This window comes from Pseudomonas alkylphenolica (genome assembly GCF_016009175.1).
In the GTDB taxonomy this organism is placed as follows: Bacteria; Pseudomonadota; Gammaproteobacteria; order Pseudomonadales; family Pseudomonadaceae; genus Aquipseudomonas; species Aquipseudomonas alkylphenolica_B.
Genome location: NZ_JADUCM010000014.1, coordinates 42,129 through 60,295, shown reverse-complemented (window position 1 = coordinate 60,295; position 18,167 = coordinate 42,129). Strand labels below are relative to the sequence as shown.

17 protein-coding genes are annotated in these 18,167 nt (G+C 57.3%); 7 read left to right on the top strand and 10 right to left on the bottom strand.

Annotation, left to right across the window (positions count from 1 at the left end):
• The first annotated feature begins 50 nt into the window (after nt 1–50).
• Nucleotides 51–974, top strand: a complete 924-nt coding sequence (locus I5S59_RS14145) for an ABC transporter substrate-binding protein (protein ID WP_197877172.1) — start codon at nt 51–53, stop codon at nt 972–974.
• 18 nt (nt 975–992) lie between these two features.
• Nucleotides 993–2,315, top strand: coding sequence for an LLM class flavin-dependent oxidoreductase (locus I5S59_RS14140; protein ID WP_197877171.1), 1,323 nt, complete (start codon nt 993–995; stop codon nt 2,313–2,315).
• A 10-nt stretch (nt 2,316–2,325) separates the two neighbouring features.
• Here I5S59_RS14140 and I5S59_RS14135 read toward each other — a convergent pair whose 3' ends face one another.
• Nucleotides 2,326–3,000 carry a GntR family transcriptional regulator gene (locus I5S59_RS14135; RefSeq protein ID WP_197877170.1) on the bottom strand — a complete coding sequence of 225 codons (675 nt, stop codon included), beginning with the start codon at nt 2,998–3,000 and terminating at the stop codon, nt 2,326–2,328.
• Between the two features lie 67 nt (nt 3,001–3,067).
• A complete protein-coding gene (locus tag I5S59_RS14130; RefSeq protein WP_197877169.1) occupies nt 3,068–3,802 on the bottom strand; it encodes an SDR family NAD(P)-dependent oxidoreductase in 735 nt (244 codons plus the stop codon).
• 184 nt (nt 3,803–3,986) lie between these two features.
• On the opposite strand from I5S59_RS14130, the gene I5S59_RS14125 reads away from it, so the two are divergent.
• The 3 genes from I5S59_RS14125 to I5S59_RS14115 are packed head-to-tail and all read left to right on the top strand — an operon-like array spanning nt 3,987 to nt 7,465.
• A complete protein-coding gene (locus tag I5S59_RS14125; protein ID WP_197877168.1) occupies nt 3,987–5,018 on the top strand; it encodes an ABC transporter substrate-binding protein in 1,032 nt (343 codons plus the stop codon).
• 57 nt (nt 5,019–5,075) lie between these two features.
• On the top strand, nt 5,076–6,143 hold the full coding sequence (locus I5S59_RS14120) for a phosphotransferase (protein ID WP_197877167.1): 1,068 nt from the start codon (nt 5,076–5,078) through the stop codon (nt 6,141–6,143).
• Nucleotides 6,140–7,465 (top strand): aspartate aminotransferase family protein, encoded by a 1,326-nt coding sequence (locus tag I5S59_RS14115; protein WP_197877166.1) that lies wholly within the window; start codon nt 6,140–6,142, stop codon nt 7,463–7,465. Before I5S59_RS14120 ends, I5S59_RS14115 begins: the two co-directional genes overlap by 4 nt.
• Here I5S59_RS14115 and I5S59_RS14110 read toward each other — a convergent pair whose 3' ends face one another.
• From I5S59_RS14110 to I5S59_RS14085, 6 genes are all read right to left on the bottom strand, one after another.
• On the bottom strand, nt 7,466–7,645 hold the full coding sequence (locus I5S59_RS14110) for a hypothetical protein (RefSeq protein WP_197877165.1): 180 nt from the start codon (nt 7,643–7,645) through the stop codon (nt 7,466–7,468).
• Nucleotides 7,646–7,737: 92 nt separating this feature from the next.
• The gene (locus I5S59_RS14105) at nt 7,738–8,466 is read right to left on the bottom strand and encodes an amino acid ABC transporter ATP-binding protein (protein WP_197877164.1); all 729 of its coding nucleotides are present in this window, start codon (nt 8,464–8,466) and stop codon (nt 7,738–7,740) included.
• A gap of 11 nt (nt 8,467–8,477) precedes the next feature.
• A complete protein-coding gene (locus tag I5S59_RS14100; RefSeq protein ID WP_197877222.1) occupies nt 8,478–9,170 on the bottom strand; it encodes an amino acid ABC transporter permease in 693 nt (230 codons plus the stop codon).
• Between the two features lie 4 nt (nt 9,171–9,174).
• Nucleotides 9,175–9,954: an amino acid ABC transporter permease gene (locus I5S59_RS14095; RefSeq protein WP_232239754.1), complete on the bottom strand. Its 780-nt coding sequence runs from the start codon at nt 9,952–9,954 to the stop codon at nt 9,175–9,177.
• 55 nt (nt 9,955–10,009) lie between these two features.
• Nucleotides 10,010–10,906, bottom strand: a complete 897-nt coding sequence (locus I5S59_RS14090; protein WP_197877163.1) for a transporter substrate-binding domain-containing protein — start codon at nt 10,904–10,906, stop codon at nt 10,010–10,012.
• A gap of 316 nt (nt 10,907–11,222) precedes the next feature.
• The gene (locus tag I5S59_RS14085; RefSeq protein ID WP_197877162.1) at nt 11,223–12,128 is read right to left on the bottom strand and encodes a MurR/RpiR family transcriptional regulator; all 906 of its coding nucleotides are present in this window, start codon (nt 12,126–12,128) and stop codon (nt 11,223–11,225) included.
• A gap of 419 nt (nt 12,129–12,547) precedes the next feature.
• On the opposite strand from I5S59_RS14085, the gene I5S59_RS14080 reads away from it, so the two are divergent.
• Together I5S59_RS14080 and I5S59_RS14075 are read left to right on the top strand one after the other, a co-directional pair.
• Entirely contained in the window at nt 12,548–13,876 is a 1,329-nt protein-coding gene (locus tag I5S59_RS14080; protein ID WP_197877161.1) for an aspartate aminotransferase family protein, read from the top strand.
• Between the two features lie 12 nt (nt 13,877–13,888).
• Entirely contained in the window at nt 13,889–14,452 is a 564-nt protein-coding gene (locus tag I5S59_RS14075) for a carboxymuconolactone decarboxylase family protein (RefSeq protein WP_197877160.1), read from the top strand.
• Nucleotides 14,453–14,603: 151 nt separating this feature from the next.
• On the opposite strand, the gene I5S59_RS14070 is transcribed toward I5S59_RS14075, so the two are convergent.
• Both I5S59_RS14070 and I5S59_RS14065 read right to left on the bottom strand, forming a co-directional pair.
• Nucleotides 14,604–16,685: an ATP-binding protein gene (locus I5S59_RS14070; RefSeq protein WP_197877159.1), complete on the bottom strand. Its 2,082-nt coding sequence runs from the start codon at nt 16,683–16,685 to the stop codon at nt 14,604–14,606.
• Nucleotide 16,686: 1 nt separating this feature from the next.
• Complete coding sequence (locus tag I5S59_RS14065) at nt 16,687–17,586, bottom strand: toll/interleukin-1 receptor domain-containing protein (protein ID WP_232239753.1); 900 nt, start codon at nt 17,584–17,586, stop codon at nt 16,687–16,689.
• Nucleotides 17,587–18,167 lie beyond the last annotated feature (581 nt).

Below are 18,167 nucleotides of genomic sequence, written 5' to 3'. Positions count from 1 at the left end.
TGCATGCCCACAGATGGTCGAGTTCGCCATTAACTCTGTGGGTACCGTTAATGATCATTCGTCGAAAAATCCTGACCCTGTTGGGCTTGGCCTCGCTGGCGCTACAGGGCGCCCCGGCACTGGCGGCTCAGCCACTGACGCTGACCGTGGGTGACCAGTTCTTTTCCAATCGCATTGTTCTGGAACTCTCCGGTGAGTTGAAGGACTTGCCCTATCGCATCGACTTCAAACGTTTCAATACGGGGTCGCCGGTGGCCTCGGCGGTGGCCAGTGGTGCACTGGATATTGGCGTGGTGGGCGATACACCGGTGATCAGCCTGGCGGCCAATGGCGCGCCGGTGAAGGTGGTGGCCAGTACGCAAACCAGCCTTGACGGCGTAGGCATTGTCGCGCGCTCGGGTATCCATTCGGTGGCTGGCCTCAAAGGCAAAACGGTCGCGATCTGGAACGGCTCGTGGAGCCAGCAACTGATGTACAAGGCCCTGGACGAGGCAGGGGTGGCGCGCGACAGCGTCAAGTTCAAATACCTGCTGCCCGCCGAGGCCAGCATGGCCTTGAGCCAGGGCGACATCGACGCCTTTGGCACCTGGGAGCCTTACGTGTCGCTGCAGGAGAAAGAGGGCAGCACGCTGATCCGTAATGCCAAGGGGCTGATGAGCGCACCGACGTATGTGGTCGCTTATGAGCCGGCCCTGGCGCAAAAAAGTGCCGCCATCAAAGACTTTGTCGAACGCCTGACCCGCGCACGGACCTGGAGCAACAGTCATATCGACGCGTATGCCGAGGCGTGGGCCAAGGCAAACCAGTCGTCCCCGGAAATCGCCAAAGTGTGGTTCAAGCGCGACGCGATCAAAGTGCTGCCGATCTCGCCGACGATTGTCAGTGAGGCCCAGGCCACGGCCGATTTTCTATACGACGCGCAGATGCTCAAGCAGCGTTACGACGTCGCGCCCTTGTTCGATCGCACACTTTAAGCGCCAAGGAGAAGCATCATGCCCAAGCAAATGGCATTGGCCGGATTCATGCTTTCCGGCCCCGTGGTACATAGCCACGCGGTGTGGCGGCACCCGCTGACCCACAGCCACTTTCTGGACCCCGATTACTACATCGAAGTGGCCAAGACGCTCGAAGCGGGCTGTTTTGATCTGCTGTTTTTCGCCGATCGCCTGGCGGTGGGTGATCAGGCCGGCGAATCGCGAGCACGTTCATTCGAGCTGGGCGCTCAGGATGCCGCGCGGCTGGACCCGCTGCCGATCCTTAGCCTGCTGGCCGGGCACACCAAGCGCATCGGCCTGGGGCTGACGCGCTCCACCACGTATTACCAGCCGCCCCATGTAGCGCGGGCGATTGCCTCGCTGGACCACATGTCCAAGGGCCGCAGTGCGTGGAACATCGTCACGTCCATGAACGACAGCGAAGCGCGCCTGTTCGGCCATGCGCAGCACTTGCCCCATGACCTGCGTTATGCGCGCGCCGACGAATTTGTCGAGCTGGTGCTCAAACTGTGGAACAGCTGGGAACCTGACGCGCTGGTGCTGGACAAGGTCAAGGGCATTCTCGCCGATCCGGCCAGGATCAATGCATTCAAGCACCGTGGTACGTACTTTGAATGTGAGGGGCCGCTGAACATCCCCCGAGTGCCTCAGGGGCAGCCGGTGCTGATTCAAGCCGGGGCTTCGGGCCGTGGCCGGCAGTTCGGCTCGCGTTGGGCGGAAGTGATTTTCAGCATCAACAGCCGGGTGGAGCGCATGCTCGAGTTCCGCCAGGATATCCACCAGCAAATGCGCACCTTTGGCCGCAGCCCGGATGAATGCAAGATCCTCACTGCCGTCATGCCCTTCATTGGCGGCACTGAAGCTGAAGCGATCAAAAAGCGCGATGAGCACAACGCCCTGGCCAACCCTGAGCTGGGGATCATCACCTTGTCGACCCAATCGAATTTCGACTTCACCCGGTTCCCGCTGGACACGCGCCTGCTTGATATTGCCAGGCACAGCGCCACGCCGGACGTGATAGCACAAAAGCTGCGCCTGGAGCGCGACATGACCCTGCGCGAATACGGCGCGATCATGGCTTCGAGTATCCGCGTGCCGCAGTTGGCGGGTACTGCAGAAAGCGTGGCACAGCAGTTGATCGACTGGCTGGAGCAGGGTGCTTGTGACGGTTATGTGGTGTCGCCAGCGTACCTGCCCGGCACGTTCACGGAGTTCACTGAATCGGTGGTGCCGATTTTGCAACGTCGCGGTTACTTACGCACGGCGTATGAACACTCAACGTTGCGCGGCCATCTGGGGTTGAAAGCATTTGCGGATTGATCGCGGCCGGTCACGCGCAATCATGCTCCAGCTGAACGTACTCCAGCATTTTCTGGCTGCCATCAAGGATGTCACTGCAGATGGCCTTGCGCGCTTGCGCGCCATCGCGTTGCTTCAGGGCGTCGAGCACATCCCAGTGGTGGTCAATCGCCATGCGCTCGTTAAAGCTGCCATACGCGCGGGCAATGAGCGGCCCGGTACGCATCCACAAGCCGTCCAGCAGGTTGGAGAGTACCGGCATGTCGGCGATTTCCGTCAACGCGAAGTGAAACTGGTGGTTGAAGGTCAAGGCGGAGGCCAGGTCATTGGCTTTGATCGCCGCAAGGTTGTTTTCAATGCAGGTTTCCAGCCGCAGCAGGTGCTGTGGGGTCACTAACGATGCGGCGGTCTCGGCTGCCAGGCCTTCGAGTTCGAGGCGGATGCTCCTGATCTCCAGGTACTGCTTGGAGGTCAGCACCGGGACGCGAATGTCTCTCGGTGTCTTGAGAACCAGCGCCTGCTCCTTCGCCAACTGCAGAATGGCGTCCCGCACCGGCGTAACACTCGTACCCAGTTGTTCGGCCAGATCACGTATGCGTAGCCGGTCGTTAGGGTGGAAGCGGCCGGTGATCAAGGCTTCCCGGAGCAAGCCGTAGATGCCGCTGCCAAGGTAGGAGTGTTTCAGGTTCTCAATGGGGTAATTCATCGCGTACTCGTATGCGGCACATGCCCGGCTGGAAAGGGGAGGCTACCGGCAGCGATTATCGAGTAACTCAAACATGTTGCCCACCGTTTACGTGGATTTCTGCGCCATTGACATACGAAGCGCCGTGCGAGCAGAGAAAGTGCACCAGTGCGGCGACTTCCTCGGGTTTGCCCAGGCGTTTCATCGGGATCGATCGCTCAACAATCAGTTCGGTGCCAGCAGACAGGATGGCGGTATCGATTTCCCCGGGCGCGATCGCGTTTACGCGAACGCCATGTGGCCCGAAGTCATGCGCCATCTCGCGCGTCAGGGCTGATAGCGCTGCTTTCGAGCAGGCGTAAGCGACACCTGCAAACGGGTGAACGCGAGAACCTGCGATGGAGGTGACGTTGATGACAGAGCCTTTTGCCGCCTTGAGCTCCTCGAAAAGCCCCTGAGCCAGCAGGGCTGTCGAGAAGATGTTGACGTTGAAAACGTTCAGCCAGGTCGCGTAGTCGGACTCCAGAACCCCCAGTCGCGCGCCATCCGCACCTTTGGGTGAAACGCCGGCGTTGTTGACCAGTGCATCCAGACGGCCACCGAGCTTCTCCCTGATTTCCGGCAGCCTGCGCTGTACGTCCTCGACGTTGCCGAGGTCGAGGTGAATGTGGTTGGCCAGCCCTTCGGCCCAGGGGCAGCCTTCGCCCAAATCCTGCCGCGAAGCGGTAAACACGCGCCAACCCGCAGCGCTGAAGTGTTTCACGGTAGCGTGGCCAATGCCCCGGCTCGCACCGGTGAGCAGCAAAGTACGTTGATCGGTCATGTCGGGATCCCTGTCATTGGTGAGGACAAGTGTAGATGAAAATATGATGCATCATATTTTTATTGTGTTTTAATGGCTTTCATCCCCACCGGGGAAGCGCCACGTTCGATCGATTGCTGCCACTACAAGAAAACTGCCATCCCTTTAAAGCTGCCCACCCCCTGTAGCTGACCTGGAGAGACGCATGAATAAGAAAATCGCAGCTGTACTTTTGCTTGGAACACTTGCAGGCCCGCTGAACGCCGCTGAAAAGCTGACCGTGGTGTCCTTTGGCGGGAACAATCGCCAGGCCCAGGAAAAAGCGTTCTACAAACCCTTCACCGCCGAGAGCGCCACGACCATTACGGCGGATGACTACAATGGCGAAATGGCCAAGATCAAGGTGATGGCCGACACCGGCAAAACCAGCTGGGATGTTGTCGAGGTCGAGTCCCCCGAGCTCATCCGTGGTTGCAGTGAAGGGTTGTTCGAGCCCCTGGACTGGAGCCGGATAGGCAAGAAGGAAGATTTCCTTCCTGCCGCCGTCAGTGACTGTGGCGTCGGCATTTTCATCTGGTCGACCGTGCTGACCTATGACCCCAAGAAGCTCGCTGACAGCCCGCAAGGCTGGGCAGACTTTTGGGACATGAAGAAATATCCCGGCAAGCGCGGCCTGCGTCGCGGCGCGAAATTCACCCTGGAGTTTGCGCTGCTGGCGGACGGGGTCAACAAGCAGGACGTCTACACGCTGCTGGGTACTGAAGCGGGTATTCAACGCGCGTTTAAAAAGCTCGACGAAATCAAACCCAACATCCAGTGGTGGGATTCCGGCGCACAGCCGCTGCAATGGCTGGTAGCCGGTGACGTGGTGATGACTTCGGCCTACAACGGTCGTGTCACCTCTGCCCAGGAGGAGGGCCAGTCATTTGCAATGCAATGGAATGGCAGCCTTTACGACCTCGACCACTGGGCGATCGTGAAAGGGTCACCAAAAAAGGAACTGGCAGAACGCTTCATCGCATTCGCCAGCGAGCCTGTGCAACAGAAGAATTTCGTCGAAGCCATCCCCTATGGGCCCAGCAACGCGAACGCAATGAGCCTGGTAGACAAACACGTTGGTGCAAAGCTCCCGACGGCACCCGAAAACCTGAAGAATGCCCGGGCTACCGACGCTGAATTCTGGATCGATCATGGTGAGGACCTGGAGGAGCGCTTCAACGCCTGGGTCAATAAGTGAGGCATGGCGCCCCTGAACAACGGGGCGCCATTAGCAAGCCGGATGAGGACATGAGCCATGCCCCTTGAAAATTTAGCGGTTGATGACAGCTTGCTGGAAGCTGCCCCAGCGCGGGTCACTGATGTGCAAGCGTGCGTTGTGCTCCAGCAGCATTTTGGTTTAAGCGCCAAGCTCGAAAAACTCGGCGGAGAACGCGACCTCAATTTCCGCGTGATCCTTGAAGACGGGTCATCTCGTTTGTTCAAGCTTTCGCATCCGCTGGAAAACCCCGAGGTGGTCGATTTCCACAACCAGGCGATGCGAAGGATCGAGCTTCGCGATCCCGAGCTAGCGGTTCAACGCGTGCATCCGTCGCTGGCCGGCCAGTACGCCACCCTGGTCGAGATTGATGGGCAGCACATGCTGGCCCGGCTTATGTCGTTTGCAGACGGTATGCCCCTTCACAGGGTAGGTCGCGCGACAACGGCGTTTCGCCAGGTAATCGGGCGGTCGATTGCCCGGCTTGACGTAGCGCTGGAAGGCTTTACTCATCCTGCCGCCGGGCATGCGCTGCTCTGGGACATGCAGCATGCTGCGCACCTTCGACCGCTGCTGGTTCATATCGAACCAGGGCAGGGGCGAAGCCTTGTCGAGCAAACGCTGGACCGCTACGAATCTGTCGTCCTGCCCCGGGTTCCGGGGCTTCGCAAGCAGGTCATTCACAACGACACAAACCCGCATAACATTATCGTGGAGGTCGCACGTCCTGATGTGTTGCGCAGCATCCTTGATTTCGGTGACATGGTGTACGCGCCTTTGGTTAACGAAGTAGCGGTTGCGGCTTCTTACCACCTTGGGCCGGTCGGCGAAGTGCTGGAGCCGGCACTGGATGTGATTGGCGCTTACCACCAGCACAATCCGCTGACGCCTGAAGAACTGGCGCTGCTGCCAGAGCTGCTGGCCACGCGGCTGGCGTTGGCGCTTTGCATCAACTCATGGCGCGCCGAGCTTCATCCTGAGAACCGTGAGTACATCCTTCGAAACGCCCAGCGCGCGTGGGCAAACCTGGATGCGATGTCGTCTCTGTCCCGATCTGAAATGGAAGATCGAATTTTTTCAGCGTGCCTGCGCGAGGTCAAAGCATGAGCATGGTCAACGGTTTCACCTCAGACGACGCCACCCGGCTTTCGCAAGCGGAACGGCGCTTGATCGAGCGCCGCGAGCGCCTGCTGGGCCCGGCCTACCGTCTTTTCTACGAACGACCGCTGCATACCGTTCGAGGGGAGGGCGTATGGCTTTTCGATGAGCAGGGCCGTCGTTATCTGGATGCCTACAACAACGTCGCATCCATCGGGCACTGTCATCCCCGTGTGGTGGAGGCAATGTATCGGCAGTCGAAGCAGCTGAACACGCACACCCGCTACCTGCAGGAAGGCATTCTCGACTATGCCGAACAGTTGCTGGACACTTTCCCTGCTGGCCTGGATCGGGTCATGTTCACCTGCACCGGCAGTGAAGCGAATGACCTTGCGCTGCGCATCGCCAAGCAATACACCGGCGGTACCGGCGTCATCATCACCCGGTTTGCCTACCACGGCGTAACGGGAGACATCGCCGAACTTTCGCCATCGCTCGGCCGTGGCATGGTGCTGCCGGCACATGTACGCACCGTCCGCGCCCCTGACGCTTACCGTCTGGGGGCAGACAACGTGGCGTCGACCTTCGCCGCCGACGTGCGTGCCGCAATCGACGATATGAAAGCACACGGCATCCGTCCCGCAGCCATTGTGCTGGATGGCATTTTCTCCAGCGACGGCGTGCTGCCCGGGCCGGCAGGCTTTCTCGCTGAGGGCGTTGCGTTGGCCCAGGCCGAAGGCCTGCTGTACATCGCCGATGAGGTGCAGTCAGGCTTTGCGCGTACCGGTCTGAACATGTGGGGTTTTACCCGGCACAACGTGCGCCCGGACATTGTCACGCTGGGTAAGCCCATGGGTAATGGCCAGCCCATCGCCGGCATCGTCGGGCGCGCCGAGGTCGTCGATAACTTCGGCAAGCACATGCGCTACTTCAATACCTTTGGCGGCAACCCGGTGTCGTGTGCAGCAGGCCGTGCAGTGCTGGACGTCATCCAGGAAGAACAGCTGCAGCAGCGGTCGCATGATATCGGCGGCTACCTGCTGGCCGGGCTGACAGCGCTTGCGCAGCGCCATGAATTGATCGGTGACGTGCGGGGGGCGGGCATGTTCCTCGGTGTCGAGCTTGTCACTGACCGGTCGACCAGGAACCCCGCGGCCGAGCAGGCGCGCAGGGTCGTCAATGCGATGCGTGAACAGGGGGTGCTGATCAGTGCCGCCGGCCCGCTTGAAAACGTACTGAAGATTCGGCCGCTACTGGCGTTTACGCAAGCGCACGCGCAGTTGCTTATCGAGGCGGTGGACGTTGCACTGCAAGGGGTAACTGAATGCTAGTCAGCCTTGAGCCTTGTTGCGCTGCGTGCGCTGGTACTGGGTCACTGCGATCTGCACGACGACTGCCACGAGGCACAGCAAGCCGACTCTCCAGCTGCCCTGCACACCGAAGTGCTCGGTTATTTTCCCCGCGATGATCACGCTAACGAAGATGGCGACAGGAAGGATCAGTTTGTTCATTGGTTTTCCGGCGGTGAACGACAAAGGCGATCAGCCTACAGGCTAATCGGTCGCTGGGGGAGGAGCACCAGGCGCTCCTCCCGCTGCGGGAGTCAATGGGTGAGGATTTTCGAAAGGAACTGCTGCGCACGATCAGACGCCGGGGTCTCGAAGAACGCATGTTTCTCACGGTCCTCGATGATTTCTCCCTGGTCCATGAAGATGACCCGGTTGGCGACCTTTTTGGCGAACCCCATTTCATGCGTCACGCACATCATCGTCATCCCTTCTTGTGCGAGTTCGACCATCACGTCCAGGACCTCGTTGATCATCTCGGGGTCGAGTGCAGAGGTGGGCTCGTCAAACAGCATGCAAATCGGGTCCATTGCCAAGGCCCGGGCGATGGCTACACGCTGTTGCTGACCGCCGGAAAGCTGCCCTGGATACTTGTGTGCGTGGGCCTTCAGGCCAACACGCTCCAGCAGTTTCATCCCTTTGTCCATGGCCTCTTCACGGCCACGGCCAAGTACCTTGATCTGGGCGATCGCCAGGTTTTCGGTCAGGCTCATGTGAGGGAAGAGTTCGAAATGCTGGAACACCATGCCGACCTGAGCGCGAAGTTTGGGAAGGTTGGTTTTTTTATCACCGACCGAAACGCCGCTGACGGTAATCGAACCCTGCTGGAACGGCTCAAGCGCATTGACACACTTGATGAGCGTGGACTTGCCGGACCCGGAAGGCCCACAGACCACAACGACCTCTCCCTTTTTCACTTCAGTAGAGCAGTTCTTCAGCACCTGGAATGGGCCATAGTGTTTGGAAACGTTATCGATTTTGATCACGGAGAGTCTCCTTAAGCGTGCGCTACGTTTTTGTTCAAACGCGCCTGGTAGCGCTTTACGACTTTTGACAGCGTGAAACAGATGGCAAAGTAGACGACTGCCGCGAAGGTGTAGAACTCCACCAGGCGACCATCGCGCTGGGCGACCTTCGAGGCAGCACCGAGGAAGTCCGTGGCAGAAATCACGTACAGCAGAGAGGTGTCCTGGAACAGGATGATGGTCTGTGTCAGGAGCACCGGAATCATTGCCCTGAATGCCTGCGGCAGCACCACATAGCGCATGTTCTGCGCGTAAGTGAACCCAAGCGCCTGGCCGGCGCCTTCCTGACCGCGCGGGACGGCCAGGATCCCGGCGCGAATCACCTCACAGAAATAGGCCGCTTCAAACAGCGTGAACGCGATGAATGCGGTGCGGGTAGTGCCGATCTGAACCGGGTGATCAGCGCCAATGAGCCAGGCAACGATTTCCGGGATGAGAAAGAAAATCCAGAAAATCGCCAGGATGAGTGGAATCGAACGCATCAAGTTCACGTAGCCGGCGGCAACAGTCGCCAACTTTTTATAACGGCTAAGGCGTGCCAGCGCCAACAACGTACCGAAGACAATGCCGCCTGCCATTGCGACCAAGGTAATTTGCAGCGAAAAGAGCAAGCCTTCGCCCAGGTACGGCAGCGCGCGCAGCAGGACGCTGTAATCAAGATCCATCATTTCAGCGCTCCTGTTTGATCAGGCCGGGGATAAAGCTCTTGCGCTCGATAAGCGCCATGAGCTGGTTCACGGTGAGAGCAACGATGATGTAGATGACCGTGGCGGCACCCAATGCCTCGTAGGTGCGGAAGGTGAACTCATTCATCTGCTGGGCCTGAGCGGTGAGCTCGATGACACCGATGGTCAACGCCACTGACGAGTTTTTGAAAATGGTCATGAACTCACTGGTGAGGGGCGGGATGATCCGTCGTGCAGCCATCGGCAGCAGTACATACCGATAGGTTTGACCGAGGGTCATGCCCACCGCCAAGCCGGCGTTGCGCTGCCCCTTGGCAAGCGAATTGATCCCCGCTCGCACTTGCTCGGCAATACGCGCCGAAGTGAACAGACCGAGCCCGATCAGCGCCGTAAAGAACGGCCCCCAAGGTGCATCGAAGGACTTGATCCAGTTGCCGATGGCGACAGGCAGTATTTCCGGAAGCACGAAATACCAGAGGAACAACTGCACCAGCAGCGGAATGTTGCGGAAAATCTCCACATAAGCGTTGCCCAGTATTACAAGCCATTTGACCGGCAACGTACGTGCGACACCGACCACTGTGCCAACGATCAAGGCCAGCACCCATGCAAGCAGTGCAAGTGCTACCGTCCACGCCAGGCCTGACAACAGCATGCCGGCATACGTGACGCCTGGATCAGGCGACGCTTCGAAAAAAATATTCAGATCAAGGGACATTACGAACTCCCACGCATGGGGCGTCCTGAACCCTGGACGATCCATGCATTACTCACTTGATTTAATAGGCTGGGCTGGCTGCCCAGCACGGGTATCCGGGTCAGCTCGACGCTTGGTCTGATGGCTGCTCGAACAGCTCTTTCAGCTTGGCCGGCATCGCGAAGTTGATCGTGATGTCCTGTGGCGGGATCGGGCTCAGGAACCACTTGCTGTAGAGCTCGGAAGCCTTCCCACTGCTCATGAGCCCGGCCAGCGTGTCGTCGACCAGCTGTTTGAACTGGGGGTCATCCTTGCGGAACATCAGGGCGTACGGGTCACCACCGAAGGTGTCGTCCAGCAACTTGAGCTGAGAAGGGTCACGCTCCTTGGCACGGAGACTGGACACCAGGATGTCATCTTCCATGAACGCTGCCGCACGACCGGTCTGGACCATCAGCAGCGACTCTGCATGGTCTTTGCCCGACTGAATGCGCAGGCCGAGTTTTCGCTCATCGTTAACCTTGCGAATCAACAGCGCCGTGTCTGTGCCCTGAGTCACAACAACCGACTGGCCCGCCAGATCATTGATGGTGTTGTAGGGGCTGCCGGATTTGCTGATGAGTCGCTTCGACACCCAGAAGGTCGAATAGGAAAACGCGACTTCCTTGTGGCGTTCCAGGTAGTTCGCAGTGGAACCACACTCCAGATCGACAGTGCCGTTCTTGACCAAAGCGATGCGGTTAGACGAGTTCACCGGCTGGTAGCGCACCTTCAGGTCGGCTTTGCCCACGGCAGCTTTGACCTGTTCGACCACCTGGGCACACAGGTCCATCGAGTAGCCTACGGGCTTCTGTTGATCGTCGTAGTACGAGAAGGGCATTGAGGACTCACGGTGGCCAACGGTAATCACACCAGATTGCTGGATCTTCTGGAGGGTACCGGTCAGCGGGTCGGCTGCTTGAACGTTGGTGATTGCTGCAGCGAAGGTAAGACCGAGGGCGATGTAGAGGCTCTTCATAAGACGTTCCCTTGTTGTTTTATGGGCGAATGTTCTTGGTTGAAGGCAGTAATTCTTTGCATTTGCAGGTTTTTTTATTTTATTTGGCCGGTCGATGCGAAGATTTGCATGCATCAGAATCATTTGCAATCTTTTGTTGCGCGGCGTGGGCGAGTAAAAACACCCAGCCATGGAAGCCAAATAAGAATAATTTATTGTTTTACAAGGATTTTTTCGTCTTGCTGAGGAAAAACCAGGAGGGGCTTACGATGAAAAATTCAGGGCAGACTGCATTGCAAATGCACCCGCCCTGCATGAAGCAAGGTGCATTGTGCGATCAAAGCGACGCGTTCAGCTCGGCGATCAGTGCTTCCCGGTACTTCAAGGCAGAGACCGAAGCCTCTCCCAATCGTCCCGCTACAGCACTGAGCATGCCTTGTGCCAGCAGCATGAATGCGCACATGCTGTTACTGAAGAACAGGCTTTGATTAGGTACGTAGAAGCTGTGCTGTGCCACTTTCGCCAAGGGCGAGCTGGCAGAGTCAGTCAGCGCAATGATGCGGATCCCATGCTTGGCTGCCACCTCGGCAGTGGCGATAACGCTCGGGGTATAGGGGAAGCAGCTGGCGACGACCAGTACATCGTCTTCTTCCAGTTGGGCGAGCGCATCGGCAACCCCCTGTCGGCTTGAGTCCAATGCGGCAACGTCCGGGCGGAGCATTCCCAATCCGTATGCCATGAACAATGCGAGTGAGTTGAACTGCCGCATCCCGTGGATGCGAACGCGCTTGGCGTTCGAGAGAAGCGCGACAGCGGCTTCAAAAATCTGCGGGTCGACTTGCTCGATCATGCTGGCAATGTTCGCACTTTCCTGACGGCCCAGCCGGGTTAGCTGGCTGATGGTGTCGCTGTTGTCAGCGCGCACCAACAACCGGGTCGCCTGGTCACTATAGAAGTGCCGCCCCTCGGTCAGCTCTCGACGAAAGACGTCCTGAAATTTGCTGAACCCACTGTAGCCCAGACGTTGCGCCAACCTGGAAAAGGTAGAAGCGTTTACCCCAAGCTGTTCGGACAGCTCACTTATCGAAGAAACAGCCGCCCGCTGAGGGGACTCGATCAGCGCAGTCAGCACCCGACGGGAACTGCTGCCAAGCGATACGTCAGTTTCTCGCTTTTCGATGGACTCAAGCAGTAGCTTCAAGCCGGCGACCGTGTCCGGTGCGGATTCAGTAGGAATGGCCATTGCAGCATCCATATCACGATGTTCGTGTTCTATTTAAGAGCGCGCAGCAGACTGCGCAGTCGATTGATTCCCTTATACTACCCAGCTATTTCCAAACCGCCACGCCAAACGTAATTTGCCCCTTCGGCATTACAGCGATGAGGCAAACGTCGCACCTCCCGCCAAGCGTGCAAGAAACGATTGCTTTTTTGCAGTTTCGTTTCGCGTTTATTGCAAATGCAACGTTTATTTGCAACTCCAACGTTCAACCATCTCTCCCGAAAAGCGCCATACACGCCCTGATTTCCTTGCCGTAACGGCTCAAAAGTCCTTTTTCATCCCGCGCTGTGGCCTCGACCATGTAGGCAAATAATCATTGCATTTATTTTTGATGCAATTATTCTTTGCAAAAAAAGCCTGCCAAGCAGCCCGGAGATACCATGAGCCACGTATTCCATCGCAGCCTTACCCAGCGCTATCCAACCGCAGTCAAGGGTGATGGCCCTTACCTCATCGACAGCCAAGGTCATCGCTACCTTGACGCTAGCGGTGGCGCCGCCGTTTCCTGCCTGGGTCATAGCGACCATGATGTCATCGAGGCCATTCGCGAGCAGGTGGGTAAAGTGGCCTATGCGCACACCTCGTTCTTCACCACCGAGCCCATGGAGGCGCTGGCCGACTTTCTGGTCAAGCGTGCGCCGGCGGGACTCGACTCGGTTTACTTCGTCTCCGGCGGTTCAGAGGCCGTAGAAGCGGCACTGAAACTGGCTCGCCAGTACTTTGTCGAGACGGGCCAGCCTCAACGCAAGCATGTGATTGCCCGCCGCCAGAGCTATCACGGCAACACCCTGGGCGCACTGGCAGCAGGTGGAAACGCGTGGCGTCGCCAGCAATTTCAGCCGTTGCTGATTGATGTCAGCCACGTCAGCCCTTGTTACGCCTATCGCGAACAGCGTCCAGGTGAAACGCCTGAGCAGTTCGCCATTCGCCTGGCTGAAGAGCTTGATGCGGAAATTCTGCGCCTGGGCGCTGAAAACGTAATGGCCTTTATTGCCGAGCCCGTGGTTGGCGCCACCTTGGGCGCCGTTCCGGCAGTAACGGGTTACTTCAAACGCATCCGTGAAGTCTGCGATCGCCACGGCGTCCTGCTCATTCTCGACGAAGTAATGTGCGGCATGGGCCGCACCGGGACGTTGTTCGCCGCAGAGCAGGAAGGCATCAGTGCCGACCTGATCACTGTCGCGAAGGGACTGGGTGCAGGTTACCAACCCATAGGCGCCACCTTGGTCAGTGAGCGAATCCGTAATGCGATTGCGCAGGGCTCCGGCTTCTTCCAGCACGGACACACCTACATTGGTCACGCGACAGCGTGCGCCGCAGCACTTGCCGTGCAAACCGTGATCGATAAAAAGCAGTTGTTGCCACGCGTAAGAGAGCAGGGCGACGGGCTTCGCAATCGTCTGCTCGATCGCTTTGCCAGCCATCCGAATGTCGGAGACATACGCGGCCGAGGCCTGTTCCAGGGGCTTGAACTGGTGGCAGATCGCGAGACCAAAACGCCCTTTGATCCAGCATTGAAGGTCAACGCCAAAATCAAGAAAGCGGCCATGGAGCACGGACTGATGTGCTACCCGATGGGCGGCACCGTAGATGGCCGCGTGGGCGACCACATCCTGTTGGCCCCACCCTTCATTCTGGAAGACCACCACCTGGATGAGTTGGTGCAGAAACTGGACGACGCCATCGGCACAGTGTTGCGATCTCTTTAAGGAGGCATGGCTATGAAAATCACTTCGCGTCTTACCGAACTCGCCCGGGAACAGATGAGTGCTCCTCAGCAGGACGTACTCAACGAGATACTCAGTGGCCCGCGCGGCAATCTCGATGGGCCTTTCCTGGCCTGGATTCACAGCCCTGAACTGGCAAATCATGCCCAGCGCCTGGGTGCATTTTGCCGATACGGAACGCAGCTGGAACTGCGTCTCACCGAGCTCGCGATTCTGTTCACGGCGACCTGGTGGCAGTCACAGGCGGAATGGCAGATTCATGAACCCATTGCGCGCAATGCTGGTGTATCCGATGAAATCATCGAGGCATTGAGAACCGGGAAAGAACCGCCGTTTATTCGCGAGGATGAACGTCTCGTCTACTGCATCGGTACATCGCTCTATACCATGCGCCGTGTGGATTCCGAGCTGTATGAGCAGGCGATCAAGGCCTTCGGCGAAGCTGCTACTGTCGAACTGATTGGCGTTTTCGGCTATTACGCCCTGGTCGCCATGACCCTGAATGTCTTCATGGTGCGCCGGGGGGCTGAGCTCCCGCTTCCTTTCGCTGAACCCTAAAGCGTTTTCCTCGGGGGGAGGGGGATGACTTTTTGATCTCTGCTCCCTTTTTCTTCAGCGTGGATAGCCCCCAGATAAATGTGCACATGAACCCACGGGGTTTCGCTTACATCGATACTGCCTGCTCAGGGTGTCCAATCCTTTTCAAGGTTCACTGCGCACGAGGCTCTACCACGCCTGGGCCAAACCAAAGCTCGTAATGCTCGGGGCGAATGTTTGTAGCATTCTTATATTGGCTGCTCAAGTCTTCCAGGGTCACTTCAGGCGCTTGAAGATACCTGTTGATCAGGTTGACCAATGCCACTCCATTAGAAGCGCATTCCTCGGGTTGGAAGCAGCGCAATACCGAACGCGGAGGGGAGCTGTCTGCCAGCGTGATCCTGGGAACAGCCAGATTGTAGTTGTTATCTAGACGGCTCGCCGTGAGCTTGAGTGCTAGCCTTTGGGCACTTTCTCGCTGTGCTTCATCAGAAATATGCAGGTAGACGCGAGGTGCCAAGTTTACTTCCAGCTTCTCTGCTTGAACGTTGAGTTCGGTGTTGACATCATTAAGTTTTTTTGAAAGGTCGGCGTTAGTTGCTTCGCTAGTTGAAGCGATCTGGATTTGGTTCTGCGCGTTGCGTATCAAATCGTAGCTCATCGTTCGCGTCGTGTTTACCACACTCTCGAGATTCTTAACTTCATTTTGTTTTGTAATTAGCAGAACCACCCATGAACTCAGTAAAAAGAGGCCAGACATTACAACGCCTAACCGCCCCAGCAATTTCTTCCTGCGCGCCCGATCACGGTCCTTGATGCTTGCCGCCAACAACGACTTCACACGCTCCCAGTCACCCCCGTAGCGTTCCGTCCATTGCTCATTGTATTGACGAATCCATCGATCCCGCTCGGTAGCCATAGCCGCCCCAAGCACGCTACCAGCATCCTGCTCGAAGCTGTCGGCCTGAACCAGCAGAGCACGCCAGATAAGCCCATTTCTGAACTCGCGGATCAGCCAGCCATTATGCGGGTCGTCGATTTTCTGCCAACAGCGAATCAGCGCTTCATGACTGATATCAATCAATGTGTTGTCTTCCAGAGGAGCTTGCCCATGAGGCGTAAGGAATGACACACCGTCTATGCGAAAGGTGTTTACCACCAGGTGGATGTCCTCGCGCTGTCCGCCAGTAACCGCTATGAGTTGTTTAATAGTTTGCGGCCGGCGAATCGCTTTAGACTCGGCATTAATATCGGTTAGCGCTCGAAAAAGTAACTCGACCAGCCGGCTGCCCAAGGGAAGGAGGGTTTGGGCCTTTTTCAGCACCTCATCGGCATGGTTTGACAGTAAACCAGCCAGTCCACTCGTGTGTTGGTACTGGTCCATCCCCAGTCGCCAGGTCGTGTCGGTCCCGGCCAAGGACTCGGCTTTAGCCACATGCTGTTCAAACAACAGCATTAACCCATGCTGAATCAAGGGTAACTGGTCTTGCCCGCCTCCAGCATCGACGATCAAGCGCTCGGCGAGGGCCTGGCTAACCTCGCCATCGAATAACCTGGCGGGTTCGCATATGGCCCTCAACAAATCGCTGTGATCCATACGCGGCAACAAATACTGCGTGACGTTCACCGCCTCTGCAAAACCTCGATAGTGAGCGCAGGCGCCGAGGAACTCTGAGCGCATTGTCAGAATTACATAAAGTCCCGGTGGAGGATCTTGCTGCAGGGCGATCAAAAACTGAGTGAGTAATTGAGCCTCTCCAGGGCCGTGAGTACGCGCGTGTTCGAACAGCTCTTCGAATTGATCGATCAGTATGCACACATGATCACCGCTGTCCTTACACATCAGCCGCGCGATTTCTGTCGGTGCGTCCGGACCGAAGTTAAGTACCCGACGAAGTGCTATCACTCGCTCATCGTCGCAACCGCGTCCGTCAATGTCCGCCAGGGCCTCAGCTATATTGAGCAGCGGCGTGCCTCTGGGCATCGCGGTACAGGTTCGCCACCGCAATCCTGCTCGCGCATTCTCCTGCTCCAGTCGGGGCAAGACTGCGGCTCTGACCAACGAGCTTTTGCCACAGCCGGAATCACCGTGGATGACCAGCAGTCGCTTGGTGACCAACTTTTTCACGATGGCGTCGGCCATTCGTTCGCGGCCAAAGAAGATCAACCACTCGTGTTTTTCGAATGGACGAAGGCCAGGGTAGGGGCGAGCCGGAAGATCGACATTGAAGACGGCTTGCAGGGTGTCAGACACCTTAGTATTCATCACGCGGCCCTACGTGAACGCTCTTGTTCAGCAGCCATTGCTGGACTTGCAGAGGCCAGCCCTCCTGGGTTCCATCAATCCAGTCAGCCTGCACGAAACGGGCGGTAGCCTTACGTTGCGAGGTACTGATCATGCCACCTGCAGTATTGAGTAAACCGCAAGGGAGCAGGCGGTTGGAGAGTGATCGTGCTGATTGCCGGTCATGCTTGCCGATCACCACAAGGTCGGCATCCAGGGCCTGCTCGTCAGCGGTGCCAATCAGCAAAAGCGCGTCGCAGGTACTCAGCGTCTGTACCCGCTGCTCACGCACCGCCTGCATATTCTGGGGGGTATCCTTTATCGCATCGGGACGCTGTGGCTCCACACGAAAGCCATTGTCTACCAAGGCCTGGCGGACTTCCTCCCAAATCAGAGTCTGGTCGGCGCGGCCATGCAAATAGATAGATTGACCATTAGGTTGATTCAACCGCTTTGCCTCTGCCTCAGCCAGGGCACGGGCGTCGAGCCGCACTTTCAGTGCACTGAGTTTCGGGAGCAAATGCGCCACAATGCCAAGCAACTCTTTGCGAAAAACCGGATTGGACGAATATGGCTCGTCCGCCCAGCCAAAAGGCCGATCTATTCCGTTGATCGGGCCATAAAACGTGAACCCCACCATGGGAATGCCGCGCGAATCTGCGAGCGGTACCGGCCAAGGACTAACAGTCGGTCCGATTTTTACTACAGCGATGCGTTCATTTGCCGAAAAACCGAGCTGTTCCTGCTGCTGGCACCACCAATGGCGTTCATCAGCACACCAATCTGATTCGAGGTAATCATCAGACATAAGCACAACTAACAATGCAGACTCGTTAATGTGTTGGCGTAATTGATCGGTCAACGGGGCCATTGGGTCGACTCCGTGACCAGGCCGGTGATTCATGTCGAGGAATATTCTTAGTTGTGTACGCAATTGCCTTTGGAACCGAAGCTCTCGCTCTAATGCCTGGACGAAAACAGCGGACCAAGGTTGTAAGAACCCCTTGCCCGTACCGTCATCGCCGCCGTGGCTGTAACTGACAAACAGGTCATGAGTAAAGGGAGAGCCAACGTACGCCATAGCATCACTCCCCTGGAAAGGGATCTGGAGCCGTGCGGGTATGGGAACGCTCGGAGAATCTCTATTCAATAAAGCACAGCTTCATGTAAGCGCAAGTTGCACCGAACCCACCCAACCGAAAGCAGTTATTACAACTAAACAGCCGATGGGTGTCTGCTAAAGCAAACAGCTCATATTCCAGTCGGGCAGAGGCGTTCGAACTTTTCAATATAATCGTTAGTGCTATTTGCGATAAGTAATTCGCACCACCCAGTGCGTGCGCTATCACGCCTGAACTGGCCAGTTTACATGAGACCCTGTTTTCTGAAATTTCAAGTGCATTGATCCGTTTCAAAGCGGTGTTAAAAAAATAAACTATACCTAATGAAAAT